Raw genomic sequence first — 16,073 nt, forward strand, 5'->3', positions numbered from 1 at the left:
GGATTGCTTGATTGCTGGCTGCACCCAACGCAGGCGCAGCGCGTTGCTCAGCACGAAAACGCTGGACAGCGCCATCGCACCCGCAGCCAGCATCGGTTACAACAAGGTGCCGTTCAGCGGATACAGCACACCTGCGGCAACCGGGATCAGCACGACATTATATCCAAAGGCCCAGAACAGGTTTTGGCGGATATTCGCCATGCTGCGCTGGCTGATGCGGAAGGCGTTGACCACGCCGCGCAGATCGCCCGACATCAGCACCACATCGGCGCTTTCAACCGCAACATCGGTGCCGGTCTCGATGGCATTGCCAACATCGGCACTGGCCAAAGCGGGCGCGTCGTTGATGCCGTCGCCCACGAAAGGAACCTTGGCCCCGCCTTCGCGCAGAGAGTTCAGCGCAGCGACTTTGCCTTCGGGCAGCACTTCAGCCACGACATGGTCGATGCCCAAAGTGCTTGCAATCGCCGCAGCCGTGACGCGGTTGTCGCCGGTAATCATCGCAACCTTCAGCCCCAGCGCATGCAGGGCGGCAATCGCTCCGGGCGAACCCGGTTTGATCGGGTCGGCGACACCGATGACCGCGACCGCCACGCCGTCCACCGCCATATACAGCGGAAGCGGCCTTTGACGCCAAGTGCGGCACCCAAGGCGGCCAAGGCCCCAAGCTCCACGCCGTCGCGGGTCATCAGCCGGTCGGCACCGATAAGAACACGCTGACCCTCGACGTAGGCCGCAGCCCCCAGCCCGGTGATAGAGATGAAATCCTGCGCCTCTGGCACGGCAATGCCCTTGGCTTTTTGCCGCGCGCACGATTGCGCTGGCGATCGGATGTTCAGACAAGGCTTCGACAGAGGCCGCCAGTTTCAGGACCTGGGTTTCATCCTGACCCGCCGCCAGATGCAATTCGGTCAGCTCTGGCCGACCGGCGGTCAGGGTGCCGGTCTTGTCCAGCGCCACAACCCGCGCACCAGATGCCCGCCCATTTCAATCACAAACACCGACAGGGTCAAAGCGGCCGCCAGGATCAACTGCCCCCGAAAGCACAGTGACCTCGGCGGTTTCGGAGGCCAGATTGACTGTCGCGGTGACCACCCCCGGCGCCGCAAGCAACGCCACCTCGACGCGGCGCACGCAAGAGGCGCAGGTCATCGCCTCGATGGTCAGGTTGATCACTTCGGTCCGCGCCGGATAGGCCGCCGTGGCAAGCGCCTCCAGCACCGCCGAGGCTGGAACGGCATTGCTGAAGGTCCCCGTCTCACGCGCAAGGTTCACTACAGCTCCAGCGTCGCCGTCCAACCCATTCAGCGCACGTTCCACACAGCCGACACCAGAGGCGCAGGACATTCCGTCCAACTCGAATGAATAATTGCCATCTGCCATATTGCACCTCCGGTTCTCTGCAACAGGCACGCCGGGAATGGTCATTGGCCGCACCGTGTTTCTGGGCGCGATTCCCGCCGCTGATGTCGCCCAGATCATCGCAGACGAACAGGAATTGCCGCCGTTACCCTGCCAGCAGGTCTGATAGAACCCAAGCCTGTCACACAACTCCCCAATTCTGCCAAGCCAGAACCAGCAGCCCATAGCGCGCCACCTTACCGATGGTGACCAGCACCAGAAACCTTCCGAACGGCACCCGCATGACCCCGGCCACCAGGGTCAGCGGATCACCGATCACTGGCACCCAGGACAACAGCAGCGACCACAGTCCCCACCGCGTGAACCAGACCTGCGCCCGTGCCGTGGCGGGGGCTCTGATCGGAAACCATGACTTGTCCTTGAAACGCTCAAAGAACCGCCCTAGCCCCCAGTTCACAACCGCGCCTGCAACATTGCCCAAGGTGGCGAACATCACCAAGATGAAAGGGCTGCCCTGACCCGTCGCTAGAAAACCCAGCAACATCGCCTCGGACGATCCCGGCAGTAAGGTGGCGGACAGAAAGGCCGAAAGGCAAAGCAGGCCGTAAACCTCAGCGACAGTCATAATGGGGGTCCGCCGATATAGAAGGAAATTCCGGCGCAGTTAGCACAGGTGGGCGGCGGTGGCAAAAGCCCGACCCTTGCGCAAATCGCCTTGACGTGCAGAACTGACGCCGCCCCTGCAAGTGTTCCCGGAAGTAGACGAAATATATGACCGCTGCTGTTGATCGCCAGAATGACGCCACTCGAATGCTGATCCGGCGATGGAAGGAAGATAACAACGCAACCTATCAAAGCTGGTTTCTGTGGCCGGAACGCTTGAAAAACTTTCGCTCTATTCGGCGCGGGATTTCGCAGGTCGTGGCCGAAATCGAGAAAGGTAGCTTCGGCGTGATCTATCGCGGATCCTCGCTGGAAACCGTGGTGCATTCTATTGCCGAACAGCGTCAGATCTTTCGCGGGGCCGATCACGCCTTTTTGTGGAAACCCAAACTGCGCATTCCTGATATTTATGAAAGCCCGATAAATCAGCGCGCCTTTGGCCATTTGCTGGATGCCTGTTCGTGTTGCGATACCGCTGAGGCGATCATCGGGCATATCCACGCGATCGACCGGCTGAAGATCAAGGGGCTCGGCCCCGCTGTGGCAAACCTGCTGTACTTCTTGCACCCGACGCTGGTGCCGCCGTTCAACACCGCGATTGTCAAAGGCTACAATGCGCTGACCGGGTCCAATGTAAAGTTGGGAAGCTGGGAGCATTTTCTGGCGATGCGGGCCGGTATTCTGGAGCTGAACGACCGCCACCGCGATCTGCTGTCAAACGATCTGGGGGCGATTGGCGGCCTGCTGTTTGATATCGGGTCTGGCACCTATCCCGCGCCACCGCCCGACTTCGGCGATGCTAGTTTTGCGGACTGGACCTCGCGGCTTGAACAGGCCCGCAAGCATGCGGCCGGTTTGAGCAAGGCCGCACTTGCGCAGGGCGAAGGCGACCGCACCCATACCGAAATTCAGGCCTGGCTGCGCGATCTTGGTCATGCGCTTGGCTATCAGGTTTGGATTGCCGCCAACGACCGCAGCCGCATTCATGCCGGGCAAGCCTTGGGATATCGGTGTCTGGAACGCCTGCCGGATTGGCTGGCCACCTCCACGGGGGCGGAGTCCATCAGACTGATCGACGTTTTATGGTTGGAGCAAACTGGCACATCCGTCGCCGCTGCGTTCGAGGTTGAACATTCGACCACCATCTATTCCGGCATTGTCAGGATGCTGGACCTTGCGCTCAGTTGCGGCGATCTGAATGTGGGTGTCGGCATGTTTCTTGTTGCCCCGGATGCGCGCGAAGCGGACGTGCGCGCACAGCTTTTGCGCCCGGCCTTCCAGCGGGTCGCCGATCTGGATATCAGATACCTTCCCTACAGCGAGCTGCAAAGCAACCGCGCCGCCATTGAAAGATTTGGCTCTGGTCTGAAATCCATCCGGGCCATTTCGCACGCCTTGACATGATGTCGCCACCGCATGTTGTTGCCGCCTTGACCCAATGGGGCACGCTTGGCCGATCACTTGGGCAATTTGACTGACAGCAGCCTCGCCGTCCCATTTGACCGGGCCACTGACCCTGCCAAGCTCCAATGCTCCTCGCTTGCAGCATCATGTTGCTGTTGCGCGGAAAGTCCACCTAGCCCGGCTGTTCAGATTTCCGGAACCACCTCTGTGCGCAGGTAGGCATTGGGGTCGACGGCGTTGAGTTTGCAGGTTTCGATCAGGGATGCCATGCGCGCCCAAGTGCGGCCGCCCTCGTCGTGACCGGCGAAGAGCGCGTTCTTGCGGTTCAGGGTCATTACCCGTTCATTCTGCCCATGTCGGCGAAGATCGGGAAGTTCATTATCGTTGGCATCCCTATTTCGGCCGGAAGGTCATCGTCCGGCGGGTCGAGCATCGGGCCACCGGCCAATTTCTCATGGTGGAGGGGCCGTCTGGCGTTGTTGTCTCGATTCCCGGGTGGATGGTGGACCCCCTCGTCTGCGCCGATATGAAATTTGGCAGGCCACAGGCTGATCTTGCGGCGCTGTCGGATCTCAAGAGGCTGGTCGCGGCGACTGCTGCCGCCGCAAACTCCCCGAGCGAAAATGGAATCGCAAGGGAGGAAGCCGATGAAGAAGCACGATGCGCCTGCGCCGACCTTGGGCAGGCAGATGAGCCTGATGTTCGAGCCGCGCAAACTGGACGGGATGGACGTCACGGCGCGGGCGAAGGCGACAATCACGCTTGCCCAAATTCTGATGCAGGCCGTCGGCCTGGTCGTCGAGGAGCTCGATGATGACCGGCGCTGAACTGATCCCCACGCAACTCCTGAAGCGCAAAGCGGTTGTTTATGTGCGTCAATCGACGCAGTCTCAGGTCATGACCAACCTGGAAAGCCAGCGGCGGCAATATGACCTTGTCAACATTGCACGCCAGCACGGGTTCATCGATGTCGAGGTTATTGACGACGACCTCGGCCGGTCCGCGAGCGGAACCGTAGCGCGCCCCGGCTTTGATCGTCTGGTGGCCTGGCTATGTGCTGGAAAAGTAGGCGCGGTCTTGTGTCAGGATGCGTCAAGGCTTGCGCGAAATGGCCGTGATTGGCACCATCTTCTGGAGCTGTGCGGGCTGGTCGAGGCCCGTGTCGTTGACTACGATGGCGTCTACAATCCTTGCCAGCCCAATGATCGCCTGCTCCTGGGTATGAAAGGCAGCATCAGCGAGTTCGAGCTTGGCGTGCTCAGGACGCGGATGCTCGATGCCGCTAGGTCGAAGGCGCGCCGGGGCGAACTGCGCTTATCAGTCCCGTTCGGTTACGTCTGGCACCGCGAAGCGGGTCTGGGACTCGATCCTGATCTGCGCTTACAGGAAGTCATCCGGCTCATCTTCACTAGGTTCAGCGAGCTTGGCAGCGCGCGCCAGGTGTTGTTGTCGATGACGATCGACCAGATCCACTTCCCTCGACCTTCGGATGAAGCGCGTATGACCAGCTTTACCTGGTTGCCGATCCGCTATCGCAACATCATCTCTGTGCTCAAGAACCCGTTTTACGCAGGTGTTTATGTTTACGGGAAAAGCGAAAAACGGACTTCGATCGTCGATGGGCGCGCGCGTCGGAGCTATGGCCACAGCAAGCCGATGGGGTCTTGGGAAGTGTTTATCAAGGATCATCACGAAGGATACATCAGCTGGGACGCATATGAGCGAAACCAAAAACAGTTGGCACTCAACACCTACGGTCGCGCCGACGGTGTGAAATCGGGCCGGGGAGGCCGGGCGCTGCTCTCAGGCATCCTGACATGTGGCCGGTGCGGGCGGCGGCTGACCGTTACCTATACCGGGAACCCGCAAAGCCGACCCGTCTATCGCTGCGACAAGCCCAACCTGATGATGGGCTTGCCCCGGTGCATGACCTTCGGAGGGCCCCGGGTGGACGCGGCTGTTGCGCGCGAACTGCTGGGCGCGGTAGAACCTTTGGCGATTGAGGCCGCGTTCGAGGCGGAGCGGATGCACCGGGAGCGACAAGATGGTCAACGCCAGATCCTCGATCTGGAGCTTCAGCAGGCCCGTTACGAGGCCAGTCTCGCCGAGCGCCGCTACGCAGCCTGTGATCCCGACAATCGCCTGATCGCCGCCCAGCTGGAGAAAAACTGGGAAATCGCATTGCGTCGTGTGCGAGATCTGGAAGCACGCCAGCCGACCGAAAGCGCATCGACCATCGAGGTTGACCCAAGCGCTTTTGCCAACATGGCAGAAAACCTGTCCGCAGCCTGGAATGCTCCCGATGTAACGATGCGTGCCCGTCAGCAGCTTCTCCGCACGCTGATCGCCGACATCATCGTCGATGTCGATGACACGGTGCGCGATGTCGTCCTCACGATCCACTGGCGGGGTGGCCAGCACTCAGAACTGCGGGTTCGCAAACCCCAAACTGGTGAACATGGTTGTGCGACAGCTGACGATGCTTTGGCCGTCATGCGCAGCATGGCGGGTCGTTGGACAGACGAGCATATTGCCGCGTCGCTCAATCGAATAGGCTTGCCCACCGGGCAGGGCAAAACCTGGACGGCGCACCGTGTCGCATCCGTTCGGCGCGTTCGAGATATCCATGCCTATCGATCCGCCGAAAAAGATGGCGAATGGCTGACCATGACTGAGGCAGCAAAGGCATTAAGCGTGACAAACCACAGGATTCGGCACCTTATCAAATCCGGCATCCTTCCGGCCGTGCAGGTTGTATCCGGTGCACCCTATCAAATCCGTGCCGACGACCTGGCGTCGGAGTCGGTCAAAACCGCAGTAGCCCGGAAAGGTCGCCCGTGTCGCATCATTGATACGAATACACTTCCAATGTTTACAGATACTTGAAGAAGGACTGCACAATGAACCGCGCTTCGCGACGGGGCGGATGGTATTTTCAACCGGGTCGGGGTCCATATCGACGCGGCCATCTGTCAGAAATATCTGCAGCCCTTCCCAATGGCGGTGGATATAACTGAGCTTTTCGCCAAGGCGGGATTTGGGGGAGATGCGGTTGCGTTGATGGGTCAGCCACATGCGGAAGTCGGCGACGAGCGGGGCGAATGGCGCGCGGCTTTCGGGCGCCTGACCCCGTATGCTGGCCGCGATCTTGTAGATCTGGGCAATGCGGCGCAGGCGGCCCTGATGTCCAGTCAAGTCTGTGTGACTTTTGGCTTCGCGTCGCAGTTTTCAACGCACCTTGGTGGCCGTTGAAAGGTCGCCCGGCTTGCCGCGACCTTCCGCAAATGGACTATTGGACACCATTAAAAAAGGATAAACGGAAACCACTGGCTTTGTTTCCTTCGACTTAGCATTAGCAAAGTAATGAAGTATCTCCCGATATCGTATGCGCGTATCCTCAACCATCTGGTAGTAAGCAAAAAGATCATTCATCGGCGAAGAGAAATCCTTGTGTGCCGCCAAAACAGCTACCAGCGCACCTAAGCTAATGCGACCCTCAATCACAAAGTAACCGCCCAAAGAATAGAACATGAACGGGGTCAATGATGTTAGGAAGTTGTTCAGTGCCTTGTTAAAGAATTTCATCCGGAATATCCGTCTCCGGATCTGTTCAAGGTCCTTGAAAATAATGGAGACGTATCTCACTTCATTGTTGGATATGTCTTCGCGCGCAAGCTGCGATCCCAAATGACCGCCCAAAGTGCGAACTTTCTTAATCCGAAGTCTGGATTGCTCGTTGACGCGTCGCTGAAGCCTTGGAAGCAGAAGAACTTGCACTGGCACAACCATCAATGCTGCAATTCCCAGCATAGGATCCTGAATGAGCATAAAGAGAACAATGGTAAGAAGTGTTCCGCCTTGAAGCAAGGGTAACGTGATAAATTCTGCTGCAAAGCTTCCTAAAGATTCCACCTCTTGGCCGAGTATCGGAATAATTTCACTATTCTTTCCGTCTGTTGACCGAACGCGCCATTGACGGTAGATCAGAAAGCGGAGGCGTCGACTAAAGCGCTCCGCAACGTAGCCTTTCGCGACATTGAGCAAGTACTTGTTAAGTGAGTTTGTAAAGACAGCAGCAAGATAGGCGCCACATAGAAGCAGCAAGAAGTCAACTTGATCAAAGCTTAGGCCTATGATTTTTATAGGAAAATGTGACGAATTCAATGCATTATTGACGATCTGCTTGGGGAGTTCAAGAGAAGCATACAAAATGGGCATCGCGATTAAGCTTAACACAACCAATATGGCCTGCTGCTTTCTGGTATACTTAAAAACAGATCGGCTTAGGTTTGGATATAGGCCGCGAACCGAAGTGGAGGGATGAATGTCATTTTTAGAATTCTGCCTATGTCGAATGATTAGAGCTGCAATCAGATAGACTGCGACTGCAGTCAGTAATACTGGGGTCAGAACCACAATCATATGTATGAAGGGATGAACCCATGCCGGCGAAGCGTCACTATACTGATAGCCTAGGACGGCGGCTGCGTCGTGAACATAGGCATGATAGTGATCTACTGATGACATGGTATTGACCTGTTAGATTCGTGTCTCATTTCATTTTGCCGCCAATGATTGTTGTATACGGTTGTCGGCAGATATGCAGAAACGTACCCGTCTCACACGGGATATGGTTGGTTGTCTTGACAACTAAGAACTGCTCAGTTCCTGCGGCAATGTCGCTCTTTTTGGGTTTCAACGGACCCAGTGATGCCCGTTGAAACCTGTAGCGTTCACTTCATGGAGTTCACTTGACGGCTGTGACCGTCAGCTTCCCATTCACGCGATCGGCAGTGAACTCGATCTCTTTGCCCACTTCCAGTTGCGCCAGCATTGTGGGATCGCCGAGCACGAATACCATGGTCATCGCCGGCATTTCGAGATCGACCAGATCTTCATGAATCAAGGTCACTTTCCCTGCCTTCTCGTCGATCTTCTTGACGGTGCCCTTGGTATACGTAGCGGCAAAGGCAGCTCCCGACAGGACAAGAGACATAATGGCGGCGGCGGCAATCGTGGTGAAGTTTTTCATTTTTGGTTTTCTCCAGTTTGAGGGTTAATTGACGGCAACAGGGGCGAACATCCCGGCTTCGTAGTGGCCAGGAATCAAGCAGGCGAACTCAAAGTCGCCTGAATTCGCAAAGGTCCAGATGATGGTTCCCTCTTTGCCCGGTTCAAGTCGAACGGCATTCGGGTCGTCATGTTCCATCTCGGGGAACTTCTCCATCAGAGCCTTGTGCTCTTCATTTTTTGGCATTGTGTCGAGCACGAATTCATGGGGACTTTCGCCATCGTTGACGATGACAAAGCGGATCGTCTCGCCTGCTTTGATCGCCAAGTCCCTCGGTTCATAGAGATATTCACCGTCCTCGGTTTCATACATCCGGACGTTGATCGTTCGGGTAACTTCGGCTTCGATTCCGGGGCGGCCCACTTCCATTTCATCGTGAGAATGTTCGCCGGTTCCGGCTGCGAAAGCAGCGCTTGCATTCATTAGTGTAGCAACAATAAGTAACAGAGATTTCATCGATGTTTCCTTGATCTTGTTTGCTCGAGATTGTTTCAGGGCCTGCGCATAGCGGCAGGATTTGGTGTCAGGACAGTCTCGCCGCTGTCTCTGATGACGGGGGCCGGTACAGCGCCGGTCCATTCGTAAGCCTCAGTTCCAGGCGGATTTTCATACCAACCGGGATCTGAGTAATCGTCGGGGGCAATGCCTTTCCGCACTTTAACGACAGAAAACATGCCACCCATTTCGATGGGCCCATGGGGACCCCAGCCGGTCATCATCGGCACGGTGTTAGCGGGAATTTCCATGGACATCTCACCCATGTCGGCCATTCCCGCCGTACCCATCGGCATGTATTCGGGCTGATGCTTGCGAACCAACTCTGCCAGCTTGGTCTTGTCTGCGCCGATGAAAGTAGGCACGTCATGACCCATGGCATTCATCGTGTGGTGCGACTTGTGGCAATGGATAGCCCAATCGCCGAGGTGTACGGCGTCGAACTCATAGGCCCGCATTGCACCCACTGGGATATCGATCGACACCTCGGGCCAGCGGGCTTCGGGGCGAACCCAGCCGCCATCGGTACCAGTCACCTCAAAGTCGTAGCCATGCATGTGGATCGGATGGTTGGTCATGGTGAGGTTGCCAACCCGCACGCGAACGCGGTCCCCTTGGTTTACGACCAAAGGATCGATGCCCGGGAAAACCCGACTGTTCCAGGTCCAGAGGTTAAAATCGGTCATCTGCATGACGCGCGGCATGTAGGTGCCGGGATCGATGTCATAGGCATTGAGCAGGAAACAGAAGTCCCGGTCCACGCGCATCAAGGCTGGATCCTTGGGATGCACGATGAAAAGGCCCATCATGCCCATGGCCATTTGCACCATCTCGTCGGCATGCGGGTGATACATGAAGGTGCCGGATTTCACGAGGTCGAACTCGTAGACGTAGGTCTTGCCCGGAGGGATCGCTTTGTGGCTCAAGCCGCCGACGCCATCCATCCCCGAGGGAAGGATCAAGCCGTGCCAGTGGACTGTGGTGTGCTCCGGTAGCTTGTTTGTAACGAAAATCCGGACACGATCACCTTCAACAGCCTCGATGGTCGGTCCGATCGACTGGCCGTTGTATCCCCAAAGGTAGGCGATCATGCCCTCCGCGAGCTCTCGCTCGACCGGTTCAGCTACAAGGTGGAACTCCTTGACGTTGCCATTCATCCGGTACGGAAGCGTCCAGCCGTTGAGCGTAACGACGGGATTGTAGTCCACCCCGGATGTGGGCTGGATCGGTTTTTGTGTTTTCGCATCCGTCGCAACGGGAGCCTCGGGAAGGCCCAAGTTGCTGGTCTGCGCCCAAGCGCCGGTGGCAACCAAAGTGGCGCCAGCGCCGATAAGTTGACGTCTGTTCATCTGGTTTCTCCTCAATGACCTGCTGGTTCTTCCGCTGCGGCGGCTTCACCGCCGCCGCCCGCCGCCACTTCGCTGCCGCCGCCGTAAAGGACGGCAGTCATGTTCGCGTCTGCGAGCCAGAAATCCCGTCGCGCCGAAGCTGCGAGCAAGTTTGATTGCATGCGCGCCCGAGTGTCCGCCAAAAGTTCAAAGGTGTTGGTGATCATGCCGTTGTAGGACAGCAAGGCCTCTTCCTCGATGGTCTTGCGGAGCGGCAAGAGCGTATCCCGGTAGTGCCGGGCGATCTTGTGCGTGCCAGTCCATGCGATGTGCGCCGACCTTGCCTCTGAGCGAACATCGACGGCTTTCTGTGCGAGCTCATGGGCGGCCTTCATGTAGGCTACTTCGCCTTTTCTGAGCCGTGCCGCGCCATTGTCAAAGATCGGAATCTCAAAAGCTATCTCAAGGTCGACACTGTCGACTTGAGCCGAATGACGTTCACCGTCCTCAAGTTCGCGCTCGATCTCGGTCCCAGCGGCAAGGGCGATGTCCGACACGATGCGCGTTCGATCGGTCAGACGATATTCCAGAGCAATGGCTTCGAGTTCGAGCATCGCCGCAGCAAGATCGACCCTGCCTGCAAGGGCTTCAGCTTCAAAGCTGTTGCGAGTAGCGATTCTTGGCAGCCCCGGCAGAGAGTTTGGTACGTAGTAGTTCAGAGCTGCACCGAAAAGACCGAGCACCCGCGTCAGGTCTTCTTTGGCAAGTTTTGCTGCAAGGTCAGCCTGCGCTTTTTGACCTGAAAGCTCTGCGGCAAACGCGTGCTCGCGGGCCTGATCGTCTCTGCCCAGATAGCCAGTCTTGCCAAGTTCGGCAGCCAGTTCGGATGCAGCATCAGCCGTTTCAAGTGTCTGGCCGATAAGACTTGCCGCCTCAAAGGCGGCGACAGCGTCGATCCAGGCGCGTCTCGCCTCTGTTGCGACACGTAGCGTCTCCTGAGCAGCCGCAAGTTGGGCTTTCCTGAACCGGACGTCAGCAATGCGGTTGCGGCTCTTTTGGGTTGTCAAGGCAACTAGGCTGGCGGCGATGCCACCTTCCACAGTGCGAAAGCCGTCAAGGCTCTTGCTGCCCAAACCCAGAATTCCAAAATGCAGGGACGGGTTCGGGGCAAGAGCGATCTGCCACGAATCGGCGGCCGACAGCCCCAGATCGGCATAGGCCGCCTGAAGTCCGCGGTTGTTCAACAGCGCTATTTGCACCGCTGTGTCAGCCGAGATGGTTTTGCCTACGACCAGTGCCGAAACGCGTTTGGCATTTGCCGCGACCTCTTCAGGCGTCTGCAACCAGACAGCGTTAGCGCCTGTCGCGCGTTTGGTCGTGCTGACGACCGAGCCAAAGCCAGCGGTCGGTGAAGAAAGTCGGGAGATGTCCGATGCCGGTGTGCACGCGGCTAGGAGCATAGCGCCCGACAAGACAAGCGAAAGGTTGCGTGACGCGGTCATTGATCACCTCCGGGTGCCTGACCATCATTGACGGCACGCCAGTTGGCCGGGTCCGTAACGGGCCTCGCGGTGTAAACCAGCTGAACGGATGGCATCGGTGTTGCTACGCCGGTCGGAACGATTGCTGGTGCGACTGTACCTGGCTGCGGCAGCGGGACGGATTGAGCGCAAGCCGCCACCGCAAGCGGCAACAATGCCGCCTTGAGTCTGAAAAGCATGAGATTTTCTGATCCTGTATATGTTTCTTGATCCCGCAGCTTGCTGCTGGGGCTTCAGGCGAACATGGTCACGCGAGAGCGTGGGATCAGACGATGGGCGGTCGGTGCAAACTCTCGGCACTCAGCGAGGCGCGGAGAAGATCCCCGCGCAAGGTAGGAATTGCAGATGCTAGGTGCTGAACACGTGCGCTGATCGACATAGACGCATCTACCGCGACGCAACTATGCTGTACGCAGCTACGCTCTTTAGGCTCGGGATCTGCAGCGGCCTCGTGCTGACCTGCCGCATGGCTATGCGGAGCAGACGGTTCCTCTTGGCTCGAATCGATGCAGTGCGATCCATGTGTGCCGGGATGACTCGCAAAGGCAATACCAGTCATCCCGGTCGCAAGGACCAGCATCAGGCACACTGCCCGCGATAGATATATGAAACTGCGATACATCATTGCACCTCTTAAGCCAGCGCACAGCCTCCACTGTCAACCAACAATTTTGTCAGATGGTTGATGTTGTTCGACTTTGTCGCACCGCTTCAACACAAAGTGACCGATCAGTAACGCTGACGTAACTGACCGAGCGTTTTTCAAGCATTTCTAGGGTGAAAGTGACAACGCTGAGCATCCGACGGACTCGACGGGTGTCCGAATCCGTGTGAGCTGCAGTGAGCCTTCGGTTATCGGCAATTGCTATCGCAGCAACTGCCAGAACTGGTCTTTTGTATCGGCACTGTTCCAGTCGAATGGGCCCTGAAGGCGTCCGATTTCCCGTGATGATCTATCGATCAACATCGTGTCGGCAAACCCAAAAAACCGAAGGCCAACTGCACTCGCAGAGATTCGGCCCAATAAAGGTCAAGGTTTCGTATGCCGATGTCGTTAAAGAACTGCCGCCCCCGTGCTATCCCGGCGTCATCCACGCAAAGTGGCAGCACCAGGAAGTCTGCGTCGTCAAGATGCGCCGCCAACGCGTCCAACTCGGGCATCTCTCCCCGGCAGGGTGGGCACCATGTCGCCCAGATATTCAGGAGTATCACGCGACCGGCGAAGTCGACGAGGTGCCGCTTGGTTCTGGCCTCGTCCAAGATTGGAGGCGAAAGCAGAGGCTGCGGGTCATCCCGCAGTCGGAAGGGCGGTCGCGCTTGGGCTTGCCGCGCAACGAGCGGATAGGCCAAACCAGCGAGAACGGCGCGGCGTCCGATTCGAATGGGCATCGTTTCCTCACAGAGCAAAGGTCCGTGACCCGCGGGCATGTCGCGGGCCACGGTGGCTTTTACGCCGATACGGCGAACTCGGTCATCATGCCCGTCGATAGGTGGGGCATGTGGTGGCAATGCAGCATCCACCGTGCGGCTTCACCTGCATCCACAGCGACGGCCACCATGCCCATGGGTGGTACGTGCACAGTGTCGCGCACCGCACCTGCAAAGCGCGCGCCACCCGTGCTGACCACCTGAAACGCGTGACCGTGCAAGTGCATGGGATGCGCCATCATCGACATGTTGTGGAACGTGATCTCTACCCTGTCGCCGGATTTCGCGGTGACAGGGACATGGTTGCCCCAGGACTGGCCGTTGATCGTCCAGACATAGGGCATCATCGACCCGCCCAGCATCAGCATCGGCTGCGAAGCCGGCGCGCGTTCGGGCAGCGACATGACTGCGCGCAAGACAGCCTCTTGCGAAAGGTCAGCGCTGAATGCCGGATGTTCAGCGTCCGACAGACTGGATAGCTTCATCACAGCAGCCCCCGGCGTCGCAAGAATCAGGCCCGTGCGTTCTGTCGCGCCTTCTCGCAGCGCAAGGATGGGGAAAGCTCCGCCCTCGGCCGGCACATCCAGTTCGATGTCAAGCCGCTGACCCATGGCCAAGCCGAAACGGCTGCCGGGCAAGGGCTGGACCGGCTCGCCATCCACTGCGACCAACCGCCCCGGCAGGCTGCCTGTGTCGATCCAGAAGACCGTCGCTGCTGCCGCATTGATGACACGGACAAGGACCCGACCCCCCTTGTCGACTTGCAATACCTCGGGGTCGTCAAGGGTGCGGTCGTTGGCGAGATAGGCATCAAAGTTGTAATCGTTCAGGTCCATGGCCATGCCGTCCATGCCCGGCATCGACATCGCATCGCCCTGCCCCATCGCGTCCATGTTCATCGCGGCCATCCCGTCCTGCCCCATCTGGCTGTGATCCATCCCGGCCATCGAGGCGCCACCAGTGATCTCGGCCAGCACTTCGGCGGGTGGTCTGAAGGAGAAGTCATGCAGGAATAGCGTCACTTCCTGCCTGTCGGCCGACACATCTTCCGGCCGGCGAACCACGAGCGGGGCAGCAAGCAGTAGCATTTCATGCTCGGGGATATGGGCATGCATCCAATGCGTACCGGGACGTGCGGCAAAGTCATAGCCGCGGGACTCTCCGGGTTGGAGCATCGGCATCGGCAGGTCGGGCACCCCGTCCTGCATATTGGGCGGGATCTGACCGTGCCAGTGGATGATGGTCGGTGCGTCAAGCGTATTGGTCAGATCAACCGCCAAGGCCTGCCCCGGATCAAGGACAAGGCCGGAACGTCCGTTCCCGTCGAGCAAACCCCAGACTTTCGCGGCCTTGCCTTGCACCTCAATGGTGCGCGATGTGGCCGAAAGTGTCATCCGGGTGGATTGAGCACGCACCTGGGCGGGCAAAAGCAAAGCAGCGGCCGAAGCCGAAGTAGCGGCAAGAAAGCCGCGTCGGGTCAAAAGCGACATGTGAGTTCTCCTGTGAGTCGCAGAAAACAGCAGACTGGCAGACCGTGGCGCGAGCGCCTGCTCTGCGGGGTCAGATCACTACGGCTTTTGGAGGATGTCCGGGGGGCGGAAAGGCCAGGGAGGAAACCAGAGGATCGTCTCCGGTCACAACGTCAATCGGGTGCCCGGCTATTTCAATCGTTTGATCTGCTGCCGGCAAGGTCGCAACCACAACCAAACAATGTTGCTGGCACAAGAGCATTGTTTGGTCTGTCTCAGAGCTGCCCATATCGGCCAGGTTCATCTCGTGGCCGACCATGGCCATCATCTGGGCATATTCGACTGGAGTTTGCTCACCAACCATGGTCAAACCGGGAACAAGCATCGCCAGCAAATAGGCTGCGAAAACGAGGACTTTAACGAAGAGGCCCGCCTTGTTCATGGAATTGTAACTATCAGCATGATGCGGCACAGTCATTTGACATTTTGGTGTCTCAGAACATGCCCAAGAACCCGTACAATGCGGCAGATTTGTCAAAATTGTTGAAAACTATTTAGCCTATCGGAAAGTTTACTGGATGACCTGAGTTTTGCCAAGAAAGGCTTGGCTACACAGGCAGGTGACACAGATGAGAAATATCTTTTTGGCATTAGCGGCAACCCTGAGTTTGGCTGCTTGCGGGGCGGAACCGATCTGGGCACCCGAAGCGACTGTTGTCGCATCACGCTACACGCATCCCGGCCCGACTTCGGTAACACTCTACACCGTGCTTTCGACACGCAATGGCTCTGGTGCCCATGCGGGGCTTCTGATCAACGGCTCGCAGAGGGTCATGTTTGATCCCGCCGGGACATGGCGCCACCCGCGGCTTCCAGAGCGCAATGATGTGCATTTCGGTGTTACGGAAAAAATGGTTGATTTCTACATCGACTACCATGCGCGCGAGACTTTCGATGTGGTGGAGCAGACGGTCGAAGTTTCGCCAGAAGTGGCCGCACTGATCATGCAGCGAGCGATGGCCTATGGTGCGGTTCCAAAAGCGAACTGCACGATTGCGCTCTCTCGGGTCCTTGAAGGTGTCCCCGGCTTTGAAAGCTTGCCGATGACGTGGTTTCCCAAGCGGATGATGGAAGCTTTTGCTGAACTGCCCAGGGTCGAAACCCGCAAGATTACGGATGACGATGCAGACAACAATCATGGTGTTCTTCTGGTGCAAGCCGGCGATCCGAGATTGGAGTAATCTTTCGGTGATCGGGCGCAAATCCACCAAAGATTGATGGCTTGGACGCCTGCAGACCACTACAACGATGC

The 16,073-nt window shown here is 57.9% G+C and carries 15 protein-coding genes and 2 pseudogenes; 4 read left to right on the forward strand and 13 right to left on the reverse strand.

Annotation, left to right across the window (positions count from 1 at the left end):
- Window positions 1–96: 96 nt before the first annotated feature.
- The 3 genes from AKV04_RS15750 to AKV04_RS15760 all read right to left on the reverse strand — a co-directional run bounded on the left by AKV04_RS15750 (window position 97) and on the right by AKV04_RS15760 (window position 1,987).
- Entirely contained in the window at window positions 97–960 is an 864-nt protein-coding gene (locus AKV04_RS15750) for an HAD-IC family P-type ATPase (protein WP_054007383.1), read from the reverse strand.
- Between the two features lie 27 nt (window positions 961–987).
- A complete protein-coding gene (locus tag AKV04_RS15755; protein WP_054007384.1) occupies window positions 988–1,383 on the reverse strand; it encodes a heavy-metal-associated domain-containing protein in 396 nt (131 codons plus the stop codon).
- A gap of 160 nt (window positions 1,384–1,543) precedes the next feature.
- A complete protein-coding gene (locus tag AKV04_RS15760; protein WP_054007385.1) occupies window positions 1,544–1,987 on the reverse strand; it encodes a YqaA family protein in 444 nt (147 codons plus the stop codon).
- A gap of 146 nt (window positions 1,988–2,133) precedes the next feature.
- Here AKV04_RS15760 and AKV04_RS15765 point away from each other — a divergent pair, with 146 nt between their 5' ends.
- Window positions 2,134–3,429 (forward strand): hypothetical protein, encoded by a 1,296-nt coding sequence (locus tag AKV04_RS15765; RefSeq protein ID WP_054007386.1) that lies wholly within the window; start codon window positions 2,134–2,136, stop codon window positions 3,427–3,429.
- Between the two features lie 185 nt (window positions 3,430–3,614).
- On the opposite strand, the pseudogene AKV04_RS26500 reads toward AKV04_RS15765, so the two are convergent.
- Window positions 3,615–3,770, reverse strand: a pseudogene (locus AKV04_RS26500) (transposase domain-containing protein); the annotation flags it as partial.
- A gap of 306 nt (window positions 3,771–4,076) precedes the next feature.
- On the opposite strand from AKV04_RS26500, the gene AKV04_RS15775 reads away from it, so the two are divergent.
- Both AKV04_RS15775 and AKV04_RS15780 read left to right on the forward strand, forming a co-directional pair.
- Complete coding sequence (locus AKV04_RS15775; protein WP_054007387.1) at window positions 4,077–4,256, forward strand: hypothetical protein; 180 nt, start codon at window positions 4,077–4,079, stop codon at window positions 4,254–4,256.
- Window positions 4,243–6,315, forward strand: coding sequence for a recombinase family protein (locus AKV04_RS15780; protein WP_054007489.1), 2,073 nt, complete (start codon window positions 4,243–4,245; stop codon window positions 6,313–6,315). Before AKV04_RS15775 ends, AKV04_RS15780 begins: the two co-directional genes overlap by 14 nt.
- A 39-nt stretch (window positions 6,316–6,354) precedes the next feature.
- Here the strand turns inward: AKV04_RS15780 and AKV04_RS27200 are convergent.
- The 9 genes and pseudogenes from AKV04_RS27200 to AKV04_RS15825 form a co-directional block, all read right to left on the reverse strand.
- Window positions 6,355–6,654 (reverse strand): annotated as a pseudogene (locus tag AKV04_RS27200) (IS66 family transposase); the annotation flags it as partial.
- 3 nt (window positions 6,655–6,657) lie between these two features.
- Window positions 6,658–7,956 (reverse strand): ABC transporter transmembrane domain-containing protein, encoded by a 1,299-nt coding sequence (locus AKV04_RS15790; RefSeq protein WP_054007389.1) that lies wholly within the window; start codon window positions 7,954–7,956, stop codon window positions 6,658–6,660.
- 220 nt (window positions 7,957–8,176) lie between these two features.
- Window positions 8,177–8,461 carry a copper-binding protein gene (locus tag AKV04_RS27720; protein ID WP_054007390.1) on the reverse strand — a complete coding sequence of 95 codons (285 nt, stop codon included), beginning with the start codon at window positions 8,459–8,461 and terminating at the stop codon, window positions 8,177–8,179.
- Window positions 8,462–8,485: 24 nt separating this feature from the next.
- Complete coding sequence (locus AKV04_RS27725; RefSeq protein WP_054007391.1) at window positions 8,486–8,956, reverse strand: cupredoxin domain-containing protein; 471 nt, start codon at window positions 8,954–8,956, stop codon at window positions 8,486–8,488.
- A gap of 35 nt (window positions 8,957–8,991) precedes the next feature.
- Window positions 8,992–10,344, reverse strand: coding sequence for a multicopper oxidase family protein (locus tag AKV04_RS15805; RefSeq protein ID WP_054007392.1), 1,353 nt, complete (start codon window positions 10,342–10,344; stop codon window positions 8,992–8,994).
- An 11-nt stretch (window positions 10,345–10,355) separates the two neighbouring features.
- Window positions 10,356–11,825 (reverse strand): TolC family protein, encoded by a 1,470-nt coding sequence (locus AKV04_RS15810; protein WP_054007393.1) that lies wholly within the window; start codon window positions 11,823–11,825, stop codon window positions 10,356–10,358.
- Window positions 11,826–12,824: 999 nt separating this feature from the next.
- Window positions 12,825–13,292, reverse strand: coding sequence for a TlpA disulfide reductase family protein (locus AKV04_RS15815; protein ID WP_328287156.1), 468 nt, complete (start codon window positions 13,290–13,292; stop codon window positions 12,825–12,827).
- A 20-nt stretch (window positions 13,293–13,312) separates the two neighbouring features.
- Complete coding sequence (locus AKV04_RS15820) at window positions 13,313–14,782, reverse strand: multicopper oxidase family protein (protein WP_054007394.1); 1,470 nt, start codon at window positions 14,780–14,782, stop codon at window positions 13,313–13,315.
- Window positions 14,783–14,852: 70 nt separating this feature from the next.
- Window positions 14,853–15,239 carry a hypothetical protein gene (locus AKV04_RS15825; protein WP_054007395.1) on the reverse strand — a complete coding sequence of 129 codons (387 nt, stop codon included), beginning with the start codon at window positions 15,237–15,239 and terminating at the stop codon, window positions 14,853–14,855.
- 151 nt (window positions 15,240–15,390) lie between these two features.
- Between AKV04_RS15825 and AKV04_RS15830 the strand changes: the two genes are divergently transcribed.
- Complete coding sequence (locus tag AKV04_RS15830) at window positions 15,391–16,002, forward strand: hypothetical protein (protein WP_054007396.1); 612 nt, start codon at window positions 15,391–15,393, stop codon at window positions 16,000–16,002.
- Window positions 16,003–16,073: the final 71 nt, after the last annotated feature.

It is taken from the genome of Cypionkella psychrotolerans, assembly GCF_001294535.1.
GTDB lineage: Bacteria > Pseudomonadota > Alphaproteobacteria > Rhodobacterales > Rhodobacteraceae > Cypionkella > Cypionkella psychrotolerans.